Annotated in this window: 12 protein-coding genes; all 12 read left to right on the top strand. The window is 67.7% G+C overall.

The window, feature by feature from the left end:
- The first annotated feature begins 60 nt into the window (after nucleotides 1-60).
- Nucleotides 61-1,032 (top strand): ABC transporter ATP-binding protein, encoded by a 972-nt coding sequence (locus ACZ5J1_RS15165; RefSeq protein WP_464560252.1) that lies wholly within the window; start codon nucleotides 61-63, stop codon nucleotides 1,030-1,032.
- Between the two features lie 6 nt (nucleotides 1,033-1,038).
- Entirely contained in the window at nucleotides 1,039-1,824 is a 786-nt protein-coding gene (locus ACZ5J1_RS15160) for an MlaE family ABC transporter permease (RefSeq protein ID WP_464560250.1), read from the top strand.
- A 4-nt stretch (nucleotides 1,825-1,828) separates the two neighbouring features.
- On the top strand, nucleotides 1,829-2,677 hold the full coding sequence (locus ACZ5J1_RS15155) for an MlaE family ABC transporter permease (RefSeq protein ID WP_464560248.1): 849 nt from the start codon (nucleotides 1,829-1,831) through the stop codon (nucleotides 2,675-2,677).
- The gene (locus ACZ5J1_RS15150) at nucleotides 2,674-3,780 is read left to right on the top strand and encodes an MCE family protein (RefSeq protein WP_464560246.1); all 1,107 of its coding nucleotides are present in this window, start codon (nucleotides 2,674-2,676) and stop codon (nucleotides 3,778-3,780) included. The genes ACZ5J1_RS15155 and ACZ5J1_RS15150 overlap by 4 nt, the downstream gene beginning before the upstream one ends.
- The gene (locus ACZ5J1_RS15145) at nucleotides 3,777-4,829 is read left to right on the top strand and encodes an MCE family protein (protein WP_464560244.1); all 1,053 of its coding nucleotides are present in this window, start codon (nucleotides 3,777-3,779) and stop codon (nucleotides 4,827-4,829) included. The genes ACZ5J1_RS15150 and ACZ5J1_RS15145 overlap by 4 nt, the downstream gene beginning before the upstream one ends.
- Nucleotides 4,826-5,812, top strand: a complete 987-nt coding sequence (locus ACZ5J1_RS15140; protein WP_464560242.1) for an MCE family protein — start codon at nucleotides 4,826-4,828, stop codon at nucleotides 5,810-5,812. The genes ACZ5J1_RS15145 and ACZ5J1_RS15140 overlap by 4 nt, the downstream gene beginning before the upstream one ends.
- Nucleotides 5,812-6,945 carry an MCE family protein gene (locus tag ACZ5J1_RS15135; protein WP_464560240.1) on the top strand — a complete coding sequence of 378 codons (1,134 nt, stop codon included), beginning with the start codon at nucleotides 5,812-5,814 and terminating at the stop codon, nucleotides 6,943-6,945. The genes ACZ5J1_RS15140 and ACZ5J1_RS15135 overlap by 1 nt, the downstream gene beginning before the upstream one ends.
- On the top strand, nucleotides 6,942-8,429 hold the full coding sequence (locus tag ACZ5J1_RS15130; protein ID WP_464560238.1) for an MCE family protein: 1,488 nt from the start codon (nucleotides 6,942-6,944) through the stop codon (nucleotides 8,427-8,429). Before ACZ5J1_RS15135 ends, ACZ5J1_RS15130 begins: the two co-directional genes overlap by 4 nt.
- The gene (locus ACZ5J1_RS15125; RefSeq protein ID WP_464560236.1) at nucleotides 8,426-9,622 is read left to right on the top strand and encodes an MCE family protein; all 1,197 of its coding nucleotides are present in this window, start codon (nucleotides 8,426-8,428) and stop codon (nucleotides 9,620-9,622) included. The genes ACZ5J1_RS15130 and ACZ5J1_RS15125 overlap by 4 nt, the downstream gene beginning before the upstream one ends.
- On the top strand, nucleotides 9,619-10,215 hold the full coding sequence (locus ACZ5J1_RS15120; RefSeq protein ID WP_464560234.1) for a hypothetical protein: 597 nt from the start codon (nucleotides 9,619-9,621) through the stop codon (nucleotides 10,213-10,215). Before ACZ5J1_RS15125 ends, ACZ5J1_RS15120 begins: the two co-directional genes overlap by 4 nt.
- A complete protein-coding gene (locus tag ACZ5J1_RS15115) occupies nucleotides 10,212-10,697 on the top strand; it encodes a hypothetical protein (protein ID WP_464560232.1) in 486 nt (161 codons plus the stop codon). The genes ACZ5J1_RS15120 and ACZ5J1_RS15115 overlap by 4 nt, the downstream gene beginning before the upstream one ends.
- Before the next feature lie 198 nt (nucleotides 10,698-10,895).
- Complete coding sequence (gene rpoB / locus ACZ5J1_RS15110; protein ID WP_464560230.1) at nucleotides 10,896-14,366, top strand: DNA-directed RNA polymerase subunit beta; 3,471 nt, start codon at nucleotides 10,896-10,898, stop codon at nucleotides 14,364-14,366.
- Nucleotides 14,367-14,377: the final 11 nt, after the last annotated feature.

Below are 14,377 nucleotides of genomic sequence, written 5' to 3'. Positions count from 1 at the left end.
ACACTTCGACGTTGTTACGGATCAGTAGGTTGTGGAACTGGGACGGGAGATCGGTGCGCCATGGGCGTCGACATCAAGATCGAAAACCTCACGAAGAGCTTCGGCAAGCAGTTGATCTGGGGAGACGTCAGCCTGACGATCCCTGCCGGAGAGATCTGCGTGATGCTCGGGCCTTCGGGTACCGGCAAGTCCGTCCTGCTCAAGACCGTGATCGGACTGCTCAAGCCCGATTCCGGCTCGGTGATCATCGAGGGCACGGACCTCGTCACCTGCTCCGAGAAGGAGCTCTACGAGATCCGGAAGCTCTTCGGCGTCCTGTTCCAGGACGGCGCGATGTTCGGCTCGATGAACCTCTACGACAACGTCGCCTTCCCGCTGCGGGAGCACACCAAGAAGTCCGAGACCGAGATCCGCAACATCGTCATGGAGAAGATGGACCTCGTCGGCCTGATCGGCGCCGAGGACAAGCTCCCCGGTGAGATCTCCGGCGGCATGCGCAAGCGTGCCGGCCTGGCCCGCGCCCTGGTCCTCGACCCCGAGATCATCCTCTTCGACGAACCCGACTCCGGCCTGGACCCGGTCCGCACCGCGTTCCTCAACCAGCTCATCGTCGACCTCAACGCCCAGATCGACGCCACCTTCCTGATCGTCACCCACGACATCAACACCGCCCGCACGGTGCCCGACAACATCGGCCTGCTCTACCACAAGCACCTGGCCATGTTCGGCCCCCGCGAGATGCTGCTCTCCTCCGAGGAGCCGGTGGTCCGCCAGTTCCTCAACGCCCAACGCGTCGGCCCGATCGGGATGAGTGAGGAGAAGGACGCCGACCAGCTCGCCGCGGAGAAGGACATGGACCTTCCCCCGCTGCCCCCGATCGCCCTGCAGCTGGAGCCCTCCAACGGGATCCCGCGCCGCAGCCAGCAGGCTCCGGGCGAATGGTGCCGGCAGAACGGCGTCACCCCGCCCCCTGGCTCCTTCCAGCCGGACTCCGTCCTGGCTGGCGGCAGGGGAATCACGGCCGAGGTCTGATCGGTCATGTCCTCCCTGACCGCGGCTCGGGTCCTGAGGCCGGTCGGGACGGCCGGACGCTTCTTCGCCTTCGGGCTCGACGTGTTCCGCAGCCTGTTCCGCCGCCCGTTCCAGCTGCGTGAGTTCATCCAGCAGGCCTGGTTCATCGCGTCCGTCACGATCGTGCCCACGGCCCTGGTCGCCATCCCCTTCGGCGCCGTCATCGCGCTCCAGGTCGGCGGCCTGATCAAGCAGTTCGGCGCCCAGTCGTTCGTCGGCTCGGCCAGCGTGCTCGCCGTCGTGCGTGAGGCCGGCCCGATCGCGACCGCGCTGCTGATCGCCGGTGCCGGTGGCTCGGCGATCGCGGCCGACCTGGGCGCCCGCAAGATCCGCGAGGAGCTCGACGCCATGATGGTGCTGGGCATCGACCCGATCCAGCGGCTCGTCGTGCCGCGGGTGCTGGCCTGCATGCTCGTCTCGGTGTTCCTCAACGGCCTCGTCAGCGTCGTCGGCGTGCTCGGCGGCTACGTCTTCAACGTGATCATCCAAGGCGGTACACCAGGGGCCTACCTGGCCAGCTTCACCGCGCTGGCGCAGCTGCCGGACGTCTGGCAGGGCCTGGCGAAGGCGCTCGTCTTCGGCCTGATCGCCGCCATCGTCGCCTCCTACATGGGGATGAACGCCGGCGGCGGCCCGAAGGGCGTCGGCGACGCGGTCAACATGTCGGTCGTGATCACGTTCATGCTGCTCTTCGTCGCGAACTTCGTGATGAGTGCGCTCTACATCCAGTTCATCCCGGCGAAGACGGGGTAGCGCCATGAGTCTCTTCACCGCCGCCGGGGCCAGTGCGAGCAAGGCCGCCAGCCGTCCGCTCAACTGGCTCGACCGGCTCGGCCGCGAGCTCGCGTTCTACCTGCGTGCGCTCAGCTGGATCCCGCGCGCCCTGGGCCGCTACCGCCGCGAGATCGCCCGGCTCCTCGCCGAGGTCACCCTCGGCTCCGGCTCCCTCGCCATCATCGGCGGCACCATCGGCGTGATCACCGCGATGACCTTCTTCACCGGCACCGAGGTCGGACTGCAGGGCTACGCCGCGCTCAACCAGCTGGGCACCAGCGCGTTCTCGGGCTTCGTCAGCGCCTACTTCAACACCCGCGAGATCGCGCCCCTGGTCGCCTCGATCGCGATGGCTGCCACCGTCGGCTGCGGCTTCACCGCCCAGCTCGGCGCGATGCGGATCTCCGAGGAGGTCGACGCCCTCGAGGTGATGGCCGTCCCGTCCATCCCGTTCCTGGTCACCACCCGGATCATCGCTGGTCTGATCGCCATCATCCCGCTGTACGTCGTCGGCCTGCTGTCGTCGTACCTGGCGACGCGCTTCACCGTGACCAAGGTGTTCGGCCAGTCGACCGGGACCTACGACCACTACTTCAGCACCTTCCTCCCGCCGGGGGACGTGCTGTGGTCGTTCGGCAAGGTCGTCGTCTTCGCCGTCGTCATCATCCTGATCCACTGCTACCACGGCTACACCGCCTCGGGCGGACCCGCCGGCGTCGGTGTCGCCGTCGGTCGCGCCGTGCGGACCAGCATCGTCACCGTGGCGATCCTCGACCTGTTCCTCTCGATGGCGATCTGGGGCTCGGTCACGACGGTGAGGTTGGCCGGATGAACAACCCCACTCGGTTCCGGCTGCTGGGGGTCTGCTTCATCGCCCTGATGGTCGTCGGTGTCTGGCTCGTCTACGCGGTCTTCACCAAGAAGTTCGCCACCTACGACGAGGTCACCCTGCAGACCAGCTCGGTCGGCCTGCAGCTGCCCGACCGTGCCGACGTCAAGGTCCGTGGCGTGATCGTCGGTGAGGTCCTGTCGACCAGCGCCGACGCCGACGGCGCCACCATCACGCTCGGGCTCTACCCCGACGAGATCGGCACCGTCCCCGCCGACGTGACCGGGGCGATCCTGCCGAAGACGCTCTTCGGCGAGAAGTACGTCTCCCTCCAGGTGCCCGAGGGCACCGCGGCGACCGCGAGCGCGTCGCTCCGTGCCGGTGACGTGATCAAGAAGACCCAGATCTCGACCGAGCTCGACGCCGTCCTCAACGACCTGTACCCGCTGCTGCGCGCCGTCCAGCCGGCCGACCTCAACATGACGCTGAACGCGGTCTCGACGGCGCTCGAGGGCCGGGGTGAGCAGCTCGGTGAGTCCCTCGAGACCGCCGACTCCTACCTGAAGAAGCTCAACCCCGAGCTGCCGGTGCTGCTCGACGACCTGCGCCAGACCGCGCGCGTGGCCGACACCTACAACTCGGTGATCCCCGAGCTCTCCCAGACGCTGCGCAACACCCTCGTCACCGCCGGCACCCTGCAGGAGAAGCAGCAGCCCGTGCGTGACCTGCTCCGGAACACCACCGCCCTGTCGGGCACCGCCGAGGCGTTCCTGCGCACCAACGAGAAGAGCCTGACCGACCTCGCCCGGATCAACGACGGGCTGCTCGCCACCACGGCGCGCTACTCGACCGAGTTCCCCTGCCTGCTGGGCGGCCTGGACGCGCTCGGCCAGCGGGTCGGGAACGTCTTCCGCGGCTACACGCTCCACATCGTGCTCGAGACGCTGCCCAACCAGCCGCGGGCCTACACCGCCGCGGACCAGCCGGTCATGAAGGAGGACCGCGGCCCGGCGTGCGGGCACCTGCCGACGCCGCCGTGGAACCAGGCGAACCCGCTGAGGGTCGTCCCGCAGGTCAACGACGGGACCGGGGGGAACCTCAAGTGAGCAGGACAGGTCTCGACTCGAAGACCACCAAGGACCTGGTCAAGCTGACCATCTTCATGGTGGTGACCGCGATGGCGACGGGGATCCTGGTGCTCACCATCGGCAACCTCTCGTTCGGCGGCACCCAGCGGTACAAGGCCGTCTTCACCGACGCGACCGGCGTCGCGAAGGGCGACGACATCCGGATCGCCGGGGTCAAGGTCGGCACGGTCAAGAAGATCGAGATCACCGACCGGACCAAGGCGCTGGTCACCTTCACGGTGGCGTCCGACCAGCACCTGGCCGACGCGACCCGGGCCACGATCCGGTACCGGAACATCGTGGGCCAGCGGTACGTGGCGCTGACCGACACCCTCGACAGCGGGAACCGGATGCACGCCGACCAGGTCATCCCGGTCTCCCAGACCCAGCCCTCGCTCGACCTGTCCGTGCTCTTCAACGGCTTCAAGCCGCTCTTCCGGGCACTCTCGCCGGACGACGTGAACCAGCTCTCCTACGAGATCGTGAAGGTCTTCCAGGGGGAGGGCGGCACGCTGGAGAGCCTGCTCACCCACACCGCCTCGGTCACCCAGACCCTCGCCGACCGGAACGCGGTGATCGACTCGCTGATCGCCAACCTCAACCAGGTGCTCGACCACCTCGGTGACCGCGACCAGCAGCTCTCCCGCCTGATCACGACGTTCCGCTCGTTCGTGGGCGGGTTGTCCCAGGACAAGGACGCGATCCTGAACTCCCTCGACCAGATCTCCGAGGTCTCGGTCCAGACCGCCGACCTGCTCCAGGGTCTGCGTGGACCGCTCCCGACGGACGTCACCCAGCTGCGCCAGCTCGGAGCGAACATCAACAAGAACAAGGCCGAGCTCGACCGGAGCCTCCAGGTGCTGCCGATCAAGCTCAACAAGGTCGGGAACACCGCCAGCTACGGCTCGTGGTTCAACTTCTTCCTCTGCAACTTCGACGCGACGGTGAAGCTGCCGAACAAGCAGCAGATCCAGGTCGGGACGAGCGCGCTCAAGCTGAACACGGGGACGAGGTGCAAGCTCGGATGAGGCGTCTGTTCGGCGGCGAGTTCAAGCCGTTCCGCGAGCGCAACCCCCTGGTCATCGGGGCGGTCAGCCTGGCCGCGATCGCGTTGCTGATGATGGGCGCCTTCAAGGCGCAGGACCTGCCCCTGATCGGCGGCGGGACGAAGTACTACGCCGCCTTCTCCGAGGCCGGCGGTCTCAAGACGGGCGACGAGGTCCGGATCGCCGGTGTCCGGGTGGGCAAGGTGGACTCCATCGAGCTCGACGGCGACCAGGTCAAGGTCGGGTTCCGGATCAAGACCGACTCCCACTTCGGTGAGAAGACCGCCGCGGCGATCAAGATCAAGACGATCCTCGGCGCGATGTTCCTCGCCCTGGAGCCTGCCGGAGCCGGTCAGCTCGCGGACGGCGCCGAGATCCCGGTCTCGCGCACCGAGTCGCCGTACGACGTCGTCGACGCCTTCACCGGTCTGGCCGACACCGCCGGCGACATCGACACCGATCAGCTCGCCGAGGCGTTCACCACCCTGTCGGACCTGACCCGGACCACCCCTGACTCGTTCAAGGCCGCACTCGACGGTGTCTCCGCGCTCTCGCGGAACCTGGCGGCGAAGGACGAGCAGATCTCGACCCTGCTCACCAACCTCGAGCGGGTCAGCACCGTCCTCGACCAGCGCGACGGCGACATCGTGGCGCTGATGAAGGACGCCGACGGCCTCTTCACCTCGCTGGTGGCGCGGCGTGCGGCGGTGCACGACCTGCTCACCTCGACCGCATCCCTGTCGAAGCAGCTCACCGGTCTCATCCGGGAGACCCGCACCGACCTCAACCCGGCCCTCACGCAGGTCAAGGGCGTGCTCGCGGTGCTGGAGAAGAACCAGGAGAACATCGATGAGAGCCTGCGCCTGATGGCTCCGTTCTACCGGCTCTTCGCCAACGTGCTCGGCAACGGACCGTGGTTCGACTCCTACATCCAGAACCTTCCTCCCGTGCCGGCGGTGGGCTGATGAAGCGCGTCCTTCGCTGGGTCGTCCCAGCCGCCATCGCCCTGGTCGTGATCGTGCTCGGCGTCCGGATCCTCTCCGGTCCCGGGGAGAAGACCCTGGTCGCGGAGTTCCCGCGCACCGTGTCGGTCTACGAGGGCAGCGAGGTCCGCATCCTCGGCGTCACCGTCGGCACCGTCGACAAGGTCGAGCCGGGGGGCACCTCGGTCAAGGTCACGCTCAGCTACGACGCCGACGTCAAGGTCCCGGCCGATGCCAAGGCCCTGATCGTCGCCCCGTCCGTGGTCGGTGACCGGTTCATCCAGCTCACCCCGGCCTACACCTCCGGCCCGATGCTCGCCGACGGCGCCGTCCTCGACGTCGCCCGGACCGGCACGCCGCTGGAGCTCGACGACATCTACAGCAGCCTCGACGACCTCGTCGTCGCCGTCGGCCCCGAGGGGGCCAACAAGAACGGTGCCCTGAGCGACCTGCTCGAGCAGACCGCGAAGAACTTCGGCGGAGAGGGCAAGACCGTCAACCAGACGATCAACGACTTCTCCGACCTCACCCAGACCCTGGACGACAACAAGGACGAGCTGTTCGGTTCGGCGGAGAAGCTCGAGGGCTTCATCGGCACGCTGGCGAAGAACGACGACACCGTGCGGGACTTCAACACCTCGCTCGCCTCGGTCTCGGAGCTGCTCGCCGGCGAGCGCAACGACCTGTCCGCGTCGCTGCGCAACCTCGCCACGGCGCTCGGCGAGGTCAAGACCTTCGTCACCGAGAACAAGACGGTGCTGCACGACGACATCGCCAGCCTCAACCGGCTGGCCACCACCGTGGTGAAGCGTCGCGACGAGCTCTCCGAGACGCTCAACAACGCGCCGCTCGCGCTCGACAACCTGTTCCACGCCTACAACCCGCGCTCCGGCACGCTCGACACCCAGGCCAACCTGGACAAGCTCGTCGGCTACAGCCTGGCCAACCTCCCGCTCAGCGCCTGCACGATCCTGAACAACATCGACGCGTCGGGCCAGCTGTGCAAGCTGCTCGGTGGCAACGGTCGCAGCGGCGACGTCTTCGGTGCCCTCGCCGGCACCGGAAGCGCGTCCGGGAAGCGCAACGACCTCACGCTCGGGGGACTGGTCCGATGACCGCGAACGCATCCCGGCCGACCTGGCGCCGTCGTACGGCGGGCCTGGCCCTGCTCCTGGCCTCAGCGGTCGGCCTGTCCGCGTGCAGCTTCGACGCCTACTCGCTGCCTCTCCCGGGCGGCGCGGACGTGGGGAAGAACCCGATCACGGTGACCGTCGAGTTCGCCGACGTGCTCGACCTGGTGCCGGACTCCTCGGTCAAGGTCGGCGACGTCACGGTGGGCCGGGTCGACGCGATCACCCTCGAGGACGGCCACGCCGACGTCCGGATCAAGATCCGTCGCGACACCGACCTGCCGGTCAACGCGGTCGCCAACATCCGTCAGACCAGCCTGCTCGGGGAGAAGTTCGTCGACCTGGCCGCGCCGGCCACCGACGCGAGCCCCACCCGGCTGACCACGGGTGACACCATCACCCTGGCCAGCAGCGGCCGCAACCCGGAGCTCGAAGAGGTGCTCGGGGCGCTCAGCCTGATCCTCAACGGTGGCGGTGTCGCTCAGCTGCAGACCATCTCCGTCGAGCTCAACAAGGCGCTCTCCGGTCGCGAGGACGCCGCCCGCAGCGTGCTCACCCAGGCGAACGCGTTCGCCTCCCAGCTGGACGCGCACAAGGGCGACATCGTGCACGCGATCGAGGCCCTGGACCGGCTGGCCGTCTCGGCCCGGGCCCAGGAAGCCACCATCGACGCCACCCTCGAGGACCTCCCGGGCGCGCTGGAGAGCATCGACTCCCAGCGCAAGGACCTGGTCACCATGCTGCAGGCGCTCAGCGACCTCGGCGTGGTGGGCACCCGCGTGATCAAGGCGTCCAAGGCGCAGGTCATCCGGACGGTCGAGAACCTGCAGCCGACGCTGACCCAGCTCGCGGCGGCCGGGGACCACCTGGTGAACTCCCTCGACACCGCCTTCACCTACCCGTTCGTCGACGAGGTCGTCGGCCGCGACCCGCAGGTGGCGCGCAACCTGCACATGGGTGACTACGTCAACCTCGCGATCGACCTCCAGATCGACGCCTCGGGGCCGCTGAGCAACCTGGGCAACCCGGTGCCGTCGGCGATCAACCCGACCAACGTGGTCAACAACCTGCTCAAGTGCCTGACCTCGGGCGACCTCACGGGCAAGGCCTGCAAGGACCTGCTGGCGGCCGGCACGACCCTGTTGGACCTGCTCAACGCCTGCAAGAAGCCGGCCAACCGGGACACCGCGCTGTGCGGCGTGCTCAACCAGGTGCCCGGGCTGCCCAACCTCTCCGGGACCGTGCCGTCCCAGCTCCCGTCGGCGCTCCACCAGATCCTGCCGAGCCCGTTGAACGACACCCTGGCCGGCCTGCTGCCCGGTCTGCTGCGGGCCGCTCCCGGAGCGACCGCCTCGTCCGACGGCGAGGTGAGCGGGTCGTTCACCTACGACGAGCTCAGCGGTGTCTACGACCCGAGCCTGGTCCGGCTGCTCGTGCCGGGCCTCGCCGTGAAGGGGGCGACGAAGTGATCACCCGACGGACCAAGGTCCAGCTCCTCATCTTCGCGCTGATCACCGTCGTCGGCGTGACCTTCGCCGGCGCCCGCTACGCCGGCCTGGGCCGGCTGGTGCACGACTCGGCCTACACGGTCGTGGTGCACCTGCCCTCCTCCGGCGGCGTCTACGAGGGCGCCGAGGTCGACTGGCGCGGGGTCAAGGTCGGCACCGTCAGTGCCATGGACCTCGCCGACGACGGCGTCGACGTCCACCTCGACATCGACAACAGCTACGACACGATCCCGGCCGACGCGATCGCCCAGGTCGCCAACCGCTCAGCGGTCGGCGAGCAGTACGTCGACCTGCAGCCGCAGTCGGAGAAGGGGCCCTACCTCCAGGACGGCTCGGAGATCGCCGCGTCACGCACCCGGACCCCGCTGCCGACCGAGAAGCTGCTCGGCGACGCTGCGACCACGGTCGGCTCGGTCGACACCCAGTCGCTGACGACCACCATCAGCGAGCTGGGCACCGCCTTCGGCGGGACCGCGACGGCCCTGCAGACGATCCTCGACTCCAGCACGTCGTTCATCCGGACCGCGAACGCCAACTTCGACCTGACCAGCAACCTGATCCAGGACTCCAACACGGTGCTGTCCGGCCAGATCGCGACCGCGAGCGCGATCACGTCGTTCTCCCGCAACCTCGAGCTGTTCAGCAACGTGCTCGCCGGGAGCGACCCCGACCTGCGGAAGCTGATCGCCAACGGGGCCGCCGGAGCCAGCCAGCTCAAGCAGTTCCTCGACGAGAACAGCGTCAACCTGACCGAGCTGCTCCGGAAGTCGGTGACGATCGGCGACGTCGTCTACGAACGCCTGCCGGGCCTGCGGTCGATCCTCGTGATCTACCCGTTCGTCGTCGAGGGCGGCTTCACCGTCGTCGACAAGGACAACGTCAGCGGCCAGTACGACGCCCACTTCGGGCTCGTCCTGACCACGGACAAGCTCTGCGAGAACGGCTACGGCGGCACCAAGAAGCGCTCGCCGCAGAACACCGCCGACCGTCCGCTGAACTCCAACGCACGGTGCACCGACTCCCCGAGCCAGTCCAACCCGCGAGGCGCGCAGAACCTCAAGCGCGCGCCGTACCGGGGTCCGGTGGATACTTCCTCCGTGATCGGTACCTACGACCAGAGCTCCGGCGCCTTCAGCTGGGGCGCCCCGGAGTGATCCTGCGTCGAGGGATGCTGGTCGTCGGCTCCCTCCTGATCGTGCTCGCCCTCGCAGCGATGGCCTACCAGGCCGTCCACCGCGGCGGTGCTCCGTGGTCGACGGACAACCCGACGCAGGACGCGCGTGACGACGTGATGACCCAGGCCCGGGCCTTCATGACCACGGTCAACAGCTACGGTCCCGACCTGGTCGAGGGACAGTCGATGCCGGCGTACCGTCGCAACGTCGAGGAGCTGGTCACGGCCAAGTTCAAGGCCGACTTCGAGACCAACGTGCCGTACGCCGAGGCGACCGTGGTCCAGAGCGGACTGGCCCGCACCACCCAGGTCTACGCGACCGGGGCGAGCGAGCTGGACACCGACCGGGGCCGGGCGACGGTGATCGTCGCCGGGGAGTTCACGAACACCTTCGCCGACCCGAAGGCGCCGACCGACCCGACCAAGCGGGTCACCGCCGACCCGCAGCCCTACCGGGTCGAGGTCGTCCTGGTCCGCCAGGGCGGGGAGTGGAAGGTCGACAACTTCACCCCGGTCGGCGCGACCGCCGAGCCGAGCCCCGACGCCTCCGCGACCCCGGGAGCGACGCCGTGAGCCGGCTCACCCGCGGCTGGGTCCTCGCCGTGCTCGGGGTCGTCGCGATCGTGCTCGTCGCCGCGGCGGCGTACTCCTGGTCCCGGCCCGACCCGATCGCGGCCGAGGACGCCGGGCGCGCCGCCCAGGAGGTGGCCGAGCAGGCGATCCTGCCGATCGTCTCCTACGACTACCGCACGCTCGACCAGGACAAGGCCGAGGCCGACAGCTACCTCACCGAGCGCTACCGGAGCGAGGAGTTCGATCCGCTGTGGGCCGCGATCGAGCAGAACGCGGGCACCTCGAAGACGGTGATCACCGCCCGGGTCGTCGGATCCGGCGTCGTGCACGCCACCCCGGACCGGGTCCAGGTGCTCGTCCTGGTCGACCGACCGACGAGCAACACCGACTCCCCGCAGCCGGTCACGTACCAGGATCACGTCACCCTCACGATGGTGAAACGCGGCGATTCCTGGCTCGTCGACGGCCTCGCGACCCAGTGAACTCGGCCCCAGGACACGCCGAGATCCGCCGAACTGCTTGACCCGGACAAACTTCGGGGTCATCATGTTGAGCCTCTGGGCAGATTGCGCTAGTGTCGTTCTTTGCGCGTGCCCTCAAATGCCCTTTGGTCTATCCGGTGACCCCTGTGGTGGTGGGCGCGCTGATATCCACCTGCGAAACCTGTTGAAGGATTCCTCTTGGCCGCGCGCAGCTCCTCCGCCACTTCCCGTCGCCTCTCTTTCGCAAAGATCACTGAGCCTCTCGAGGTTCCCCAGCTCCTCGCCCTCCAGACCGACAGCTTCGACTGGCTCGTCGGCAACGAGGCTCACGCCGAGCGGGTCGCCGCTCGTCGTGCCGCCGGCGAGGACGTGTCGGACAAGTCCGGCCTGCAGGAGATCTTCGAAGAGATCTCTCCGATCGAGGACTTCTCCGAGACGATGTCGCTCTCGTTCGAGAACCCGGTCTTCTACGACCCCAAGTACACCGTCGACGAGTGCAAGGAGAAGGACTTCACCTACTCCGCTCCGCTCTACGTCTCGGCGGAGTTCACCAACAACGACACCGGTGAGATCAAGGGCCAGACGGTCTTCATGGGCGACTTCCCGCTCATGACCGACAAGGGCACCTTCATCATCAACGGCACCGAGCGTGTCGTGGTCTCCCAGCTCGTCCGGTCGCCCGGCGTCTACTTCGAGCGGGCCGCGGACAAGACCTCGGACAAGGACATCTTCACCGCCAAGCTCATCCCGAGCCGTGGCGCGTGGCTGGAGTTCGAGATCGACAAGCGCGACCTCGTCGGCGTCCGTCTGGACCGCAAGCGCAAGCAGAACGTCACCGTCCTGCTCAAGGCCCTCGGCTGGACCAACGAGCAGATCCGCGAAGAGTTCGGCCAGTACGAGTCGATGATGTTGACCCTCGAGAAGGACAACACCACCGGCCAGGACGACGCGCTGCTCGACATCTACCGCAAGCTCCGTCCCGGCGAGCCGCCGACGCGTGAGGCTGCGCAGACGCTGCTGAACAACTACTACTTCAACCCGAAGCGTTACGACACCGCCAAGGTCGGTCGCTACAAGGTGAACAAGAAGCTCGGCCTGCTCGAGGCGTTCGACCAGCAGACGCTGACCGTGGACGACATCGTCGCCGCGATCAAGTACATCGTCGCGCTGCACGACGGCCAGACCCAGCTCGAGACCCCGCAGGGCCTGATCGACATCTCGCCCGACGACATCGACCACTTCGGCAACCGCCGGATGCGGACCGTCGGTGAGCTCATCCAGAACCAGCTCCGTACGGGTCTGGCTCGGATGGAGCGCGTCGTGCGTGAGCGGATGACGACCCAGGACGTCGAGGCGATCACGCCGCAGTCCCTGATCAACATCCGTCCCGTCGTCGCGGCGCTGAAGGAGTTCTTCGGCACCTCGCAGCTCTCGCAGTTCATGGACCAGAACAACCCGCTCGCGGGTCTGACGCACAAGCGTCGTCTGTCCGCGCTCGGCCCGGGTGGTCTCTCCCGCGACCGCGCCGGCATGGAGGTCCGTGACGTCCACCCGTCGCACTACGGCCGGATGTGCCCGATCGAGACGCCGGAAGGCCCGAACATCGGTCTGATCGGTTCGCTCGCGTCCTTCGGTCGGATCAACCCGTTCGGCTTCGTCGAGACGCCGTACCGGAAGGTCGTCGACGGTGTGGTCACCACGCAGATTGACTACCTGACGGCCGACGACGAGTCCAAGCAGGTCATCGCGCAGGCCAACGCCACGATCGACGCGAACGGCAAGTTCCTCGACGAGCGCGTCCTCGTGCGCCTCGCCGACGGCGAGGTCGCTGAGATCCCGGCCAACGAGGTCGACTACATGGACGTCTCGCCGCGCCAGATGGTGTCGGTCGCGACCGCCCTGATCCCGTTCCTCGAGCACGACGACGCCAACCGCGCCCTGATGGGTGCCAACATGCAGCGCCAGGCGGTTCCGCTGGTGCGCAGCGAGGCCCCGCTGGTCGGTACCGGTATCGAGTACCGCGCCGCCGTGGACGCCGGTGACGTGCTCACCGCGACCGCCGCCGGTGTGGTCAAGGACGTCTCGGCCGAGCTGATCGAGACGATGAACGACGACGGCACGTACACGACGTACCGCCTCTCGAAGTTCAAGCGCTCGAACCAGGGCACCTGTGTCAACCAGATCCCGCTCGTCACCGAGGGTGACCGCGTCGAGGTCGGTTCGCCGATCGCCGACGGTCCGGCCACCGAGGGTGCCGAGATGGCGCTGGGCCAGAACCTGCTGGTGGCGTTCATGCCGTGGCAGGGTCACAACTACGAGGACGCGATCATCCTGTCGCAGCGTCTCGTGCAGCAGGACTACCTCACCTCGATCCACATCGAGGAGCACGAGGTCGACGCCCGCGACACGAAGCTGGGCCCGGAGGAGATCACTCGGGACATCCCGAACGTCTCCGAGGAGATGCTGGCCGACCTCGACGAGCGCGGCATCATCCGCATCGGCGCCGAGGTCACCACCGGTGACATCCTCGTCGGCAAGGTCACGCCCAAGGGTGAGACCGAGCTGACCCCGGAGGAGCGCCTGCTCCGCGCGATCTTCGGTGAGAAGGCGCGCGAGGTCCGCGACACCTCGATGAAGGTCCCGCACGGCGAGGAGGGCACCGTCATCGGTGTCCGCGTCTTCGACCGCGACGAGGGCGACGAGCTGCCCCCGGGGGTCAACCAGCTGGTGCGTGTCTACGTCGCGCAGAAGCGGAAGATCTCCGTGGGTGACAAGCTCGCCGGCCGTCACGGCAACAAGGGTGTCATCGCCAAGATCCTGCCCGTCGAGGACATGCCGTTCATGGAGGACGGGACCCCGGTCGACGTCATCCTGAACCCGCTCGGTGTTCCGCGACGCATGAACATCGGTCAGGTCCTGGAGCTCCACCTCGGCTGGCTCGCCAAGCAGGGTTGGGACCTCGACCTCGCGGACGACAAGAACGTCCGCAAGACCGAGTGGGCCAAGCGCCTGATGGCGATCAACGCCGACAAGGCCGAGCCCGACACCAAGGTCGCCACCCCGGTGTTCGACGGTGCGCTCGAGGACGAGATCACTGGTCTCCTCAGCGCCACCAACCCGAACCGTGACGGTGTCCGTGTCGTCGGCACCGACGGCAAGGCCCGCCTCTTCGACGGTCGCTCCGGCGAGCCGTTCCCGGAGCCGGTCGCGGTCGGTTACATGTACATCCTCAAGCTCCACCACCTGGTCGACGACAAGATCCACGCGCGCTCGACCGGCCCGTACTCGATGATCACCCAGCAGCCGCTCGGCGGTAAGGCCCAGTTCGGTGGCCAGCGCTTCGGTGAGATGGAGGTCTGGGCCATGGAGGCGTACGGCGCTGCCTACGCGCTCCAGGAGCTGCTCACGATCAAGTCCGACGACGTGCCTGGTCGCGTCAAGGTCTACGAGGCGATCGTCAAGGGCGAGAACATCCCCGACTCGGGTATCCCGGAGTCGTTCAAGGTTCTCGTCAAGGAGATGCAGTCGCTCTGCCTGAACGTCGAGGTCCTCTCGCAGGACGGCAGCGCGATCGAGCTCAAGGACGCAGAGGAAGACGTCTTCCGTGCAGCCGAGGAGCTGGGCATCGACCTGTCTCGCCGTGAGCCCTCGTCCGTCGAAGAAGTCTGAGCAAGGTAGGT

The organism is Nocardioides sp. JCM 18999 (genome assembly GCF_055391175.1).
Note: the sequence above shows the minus strand (reverse complement) of the source record. Positions and strands in the feature narration are given on the sequence as shown.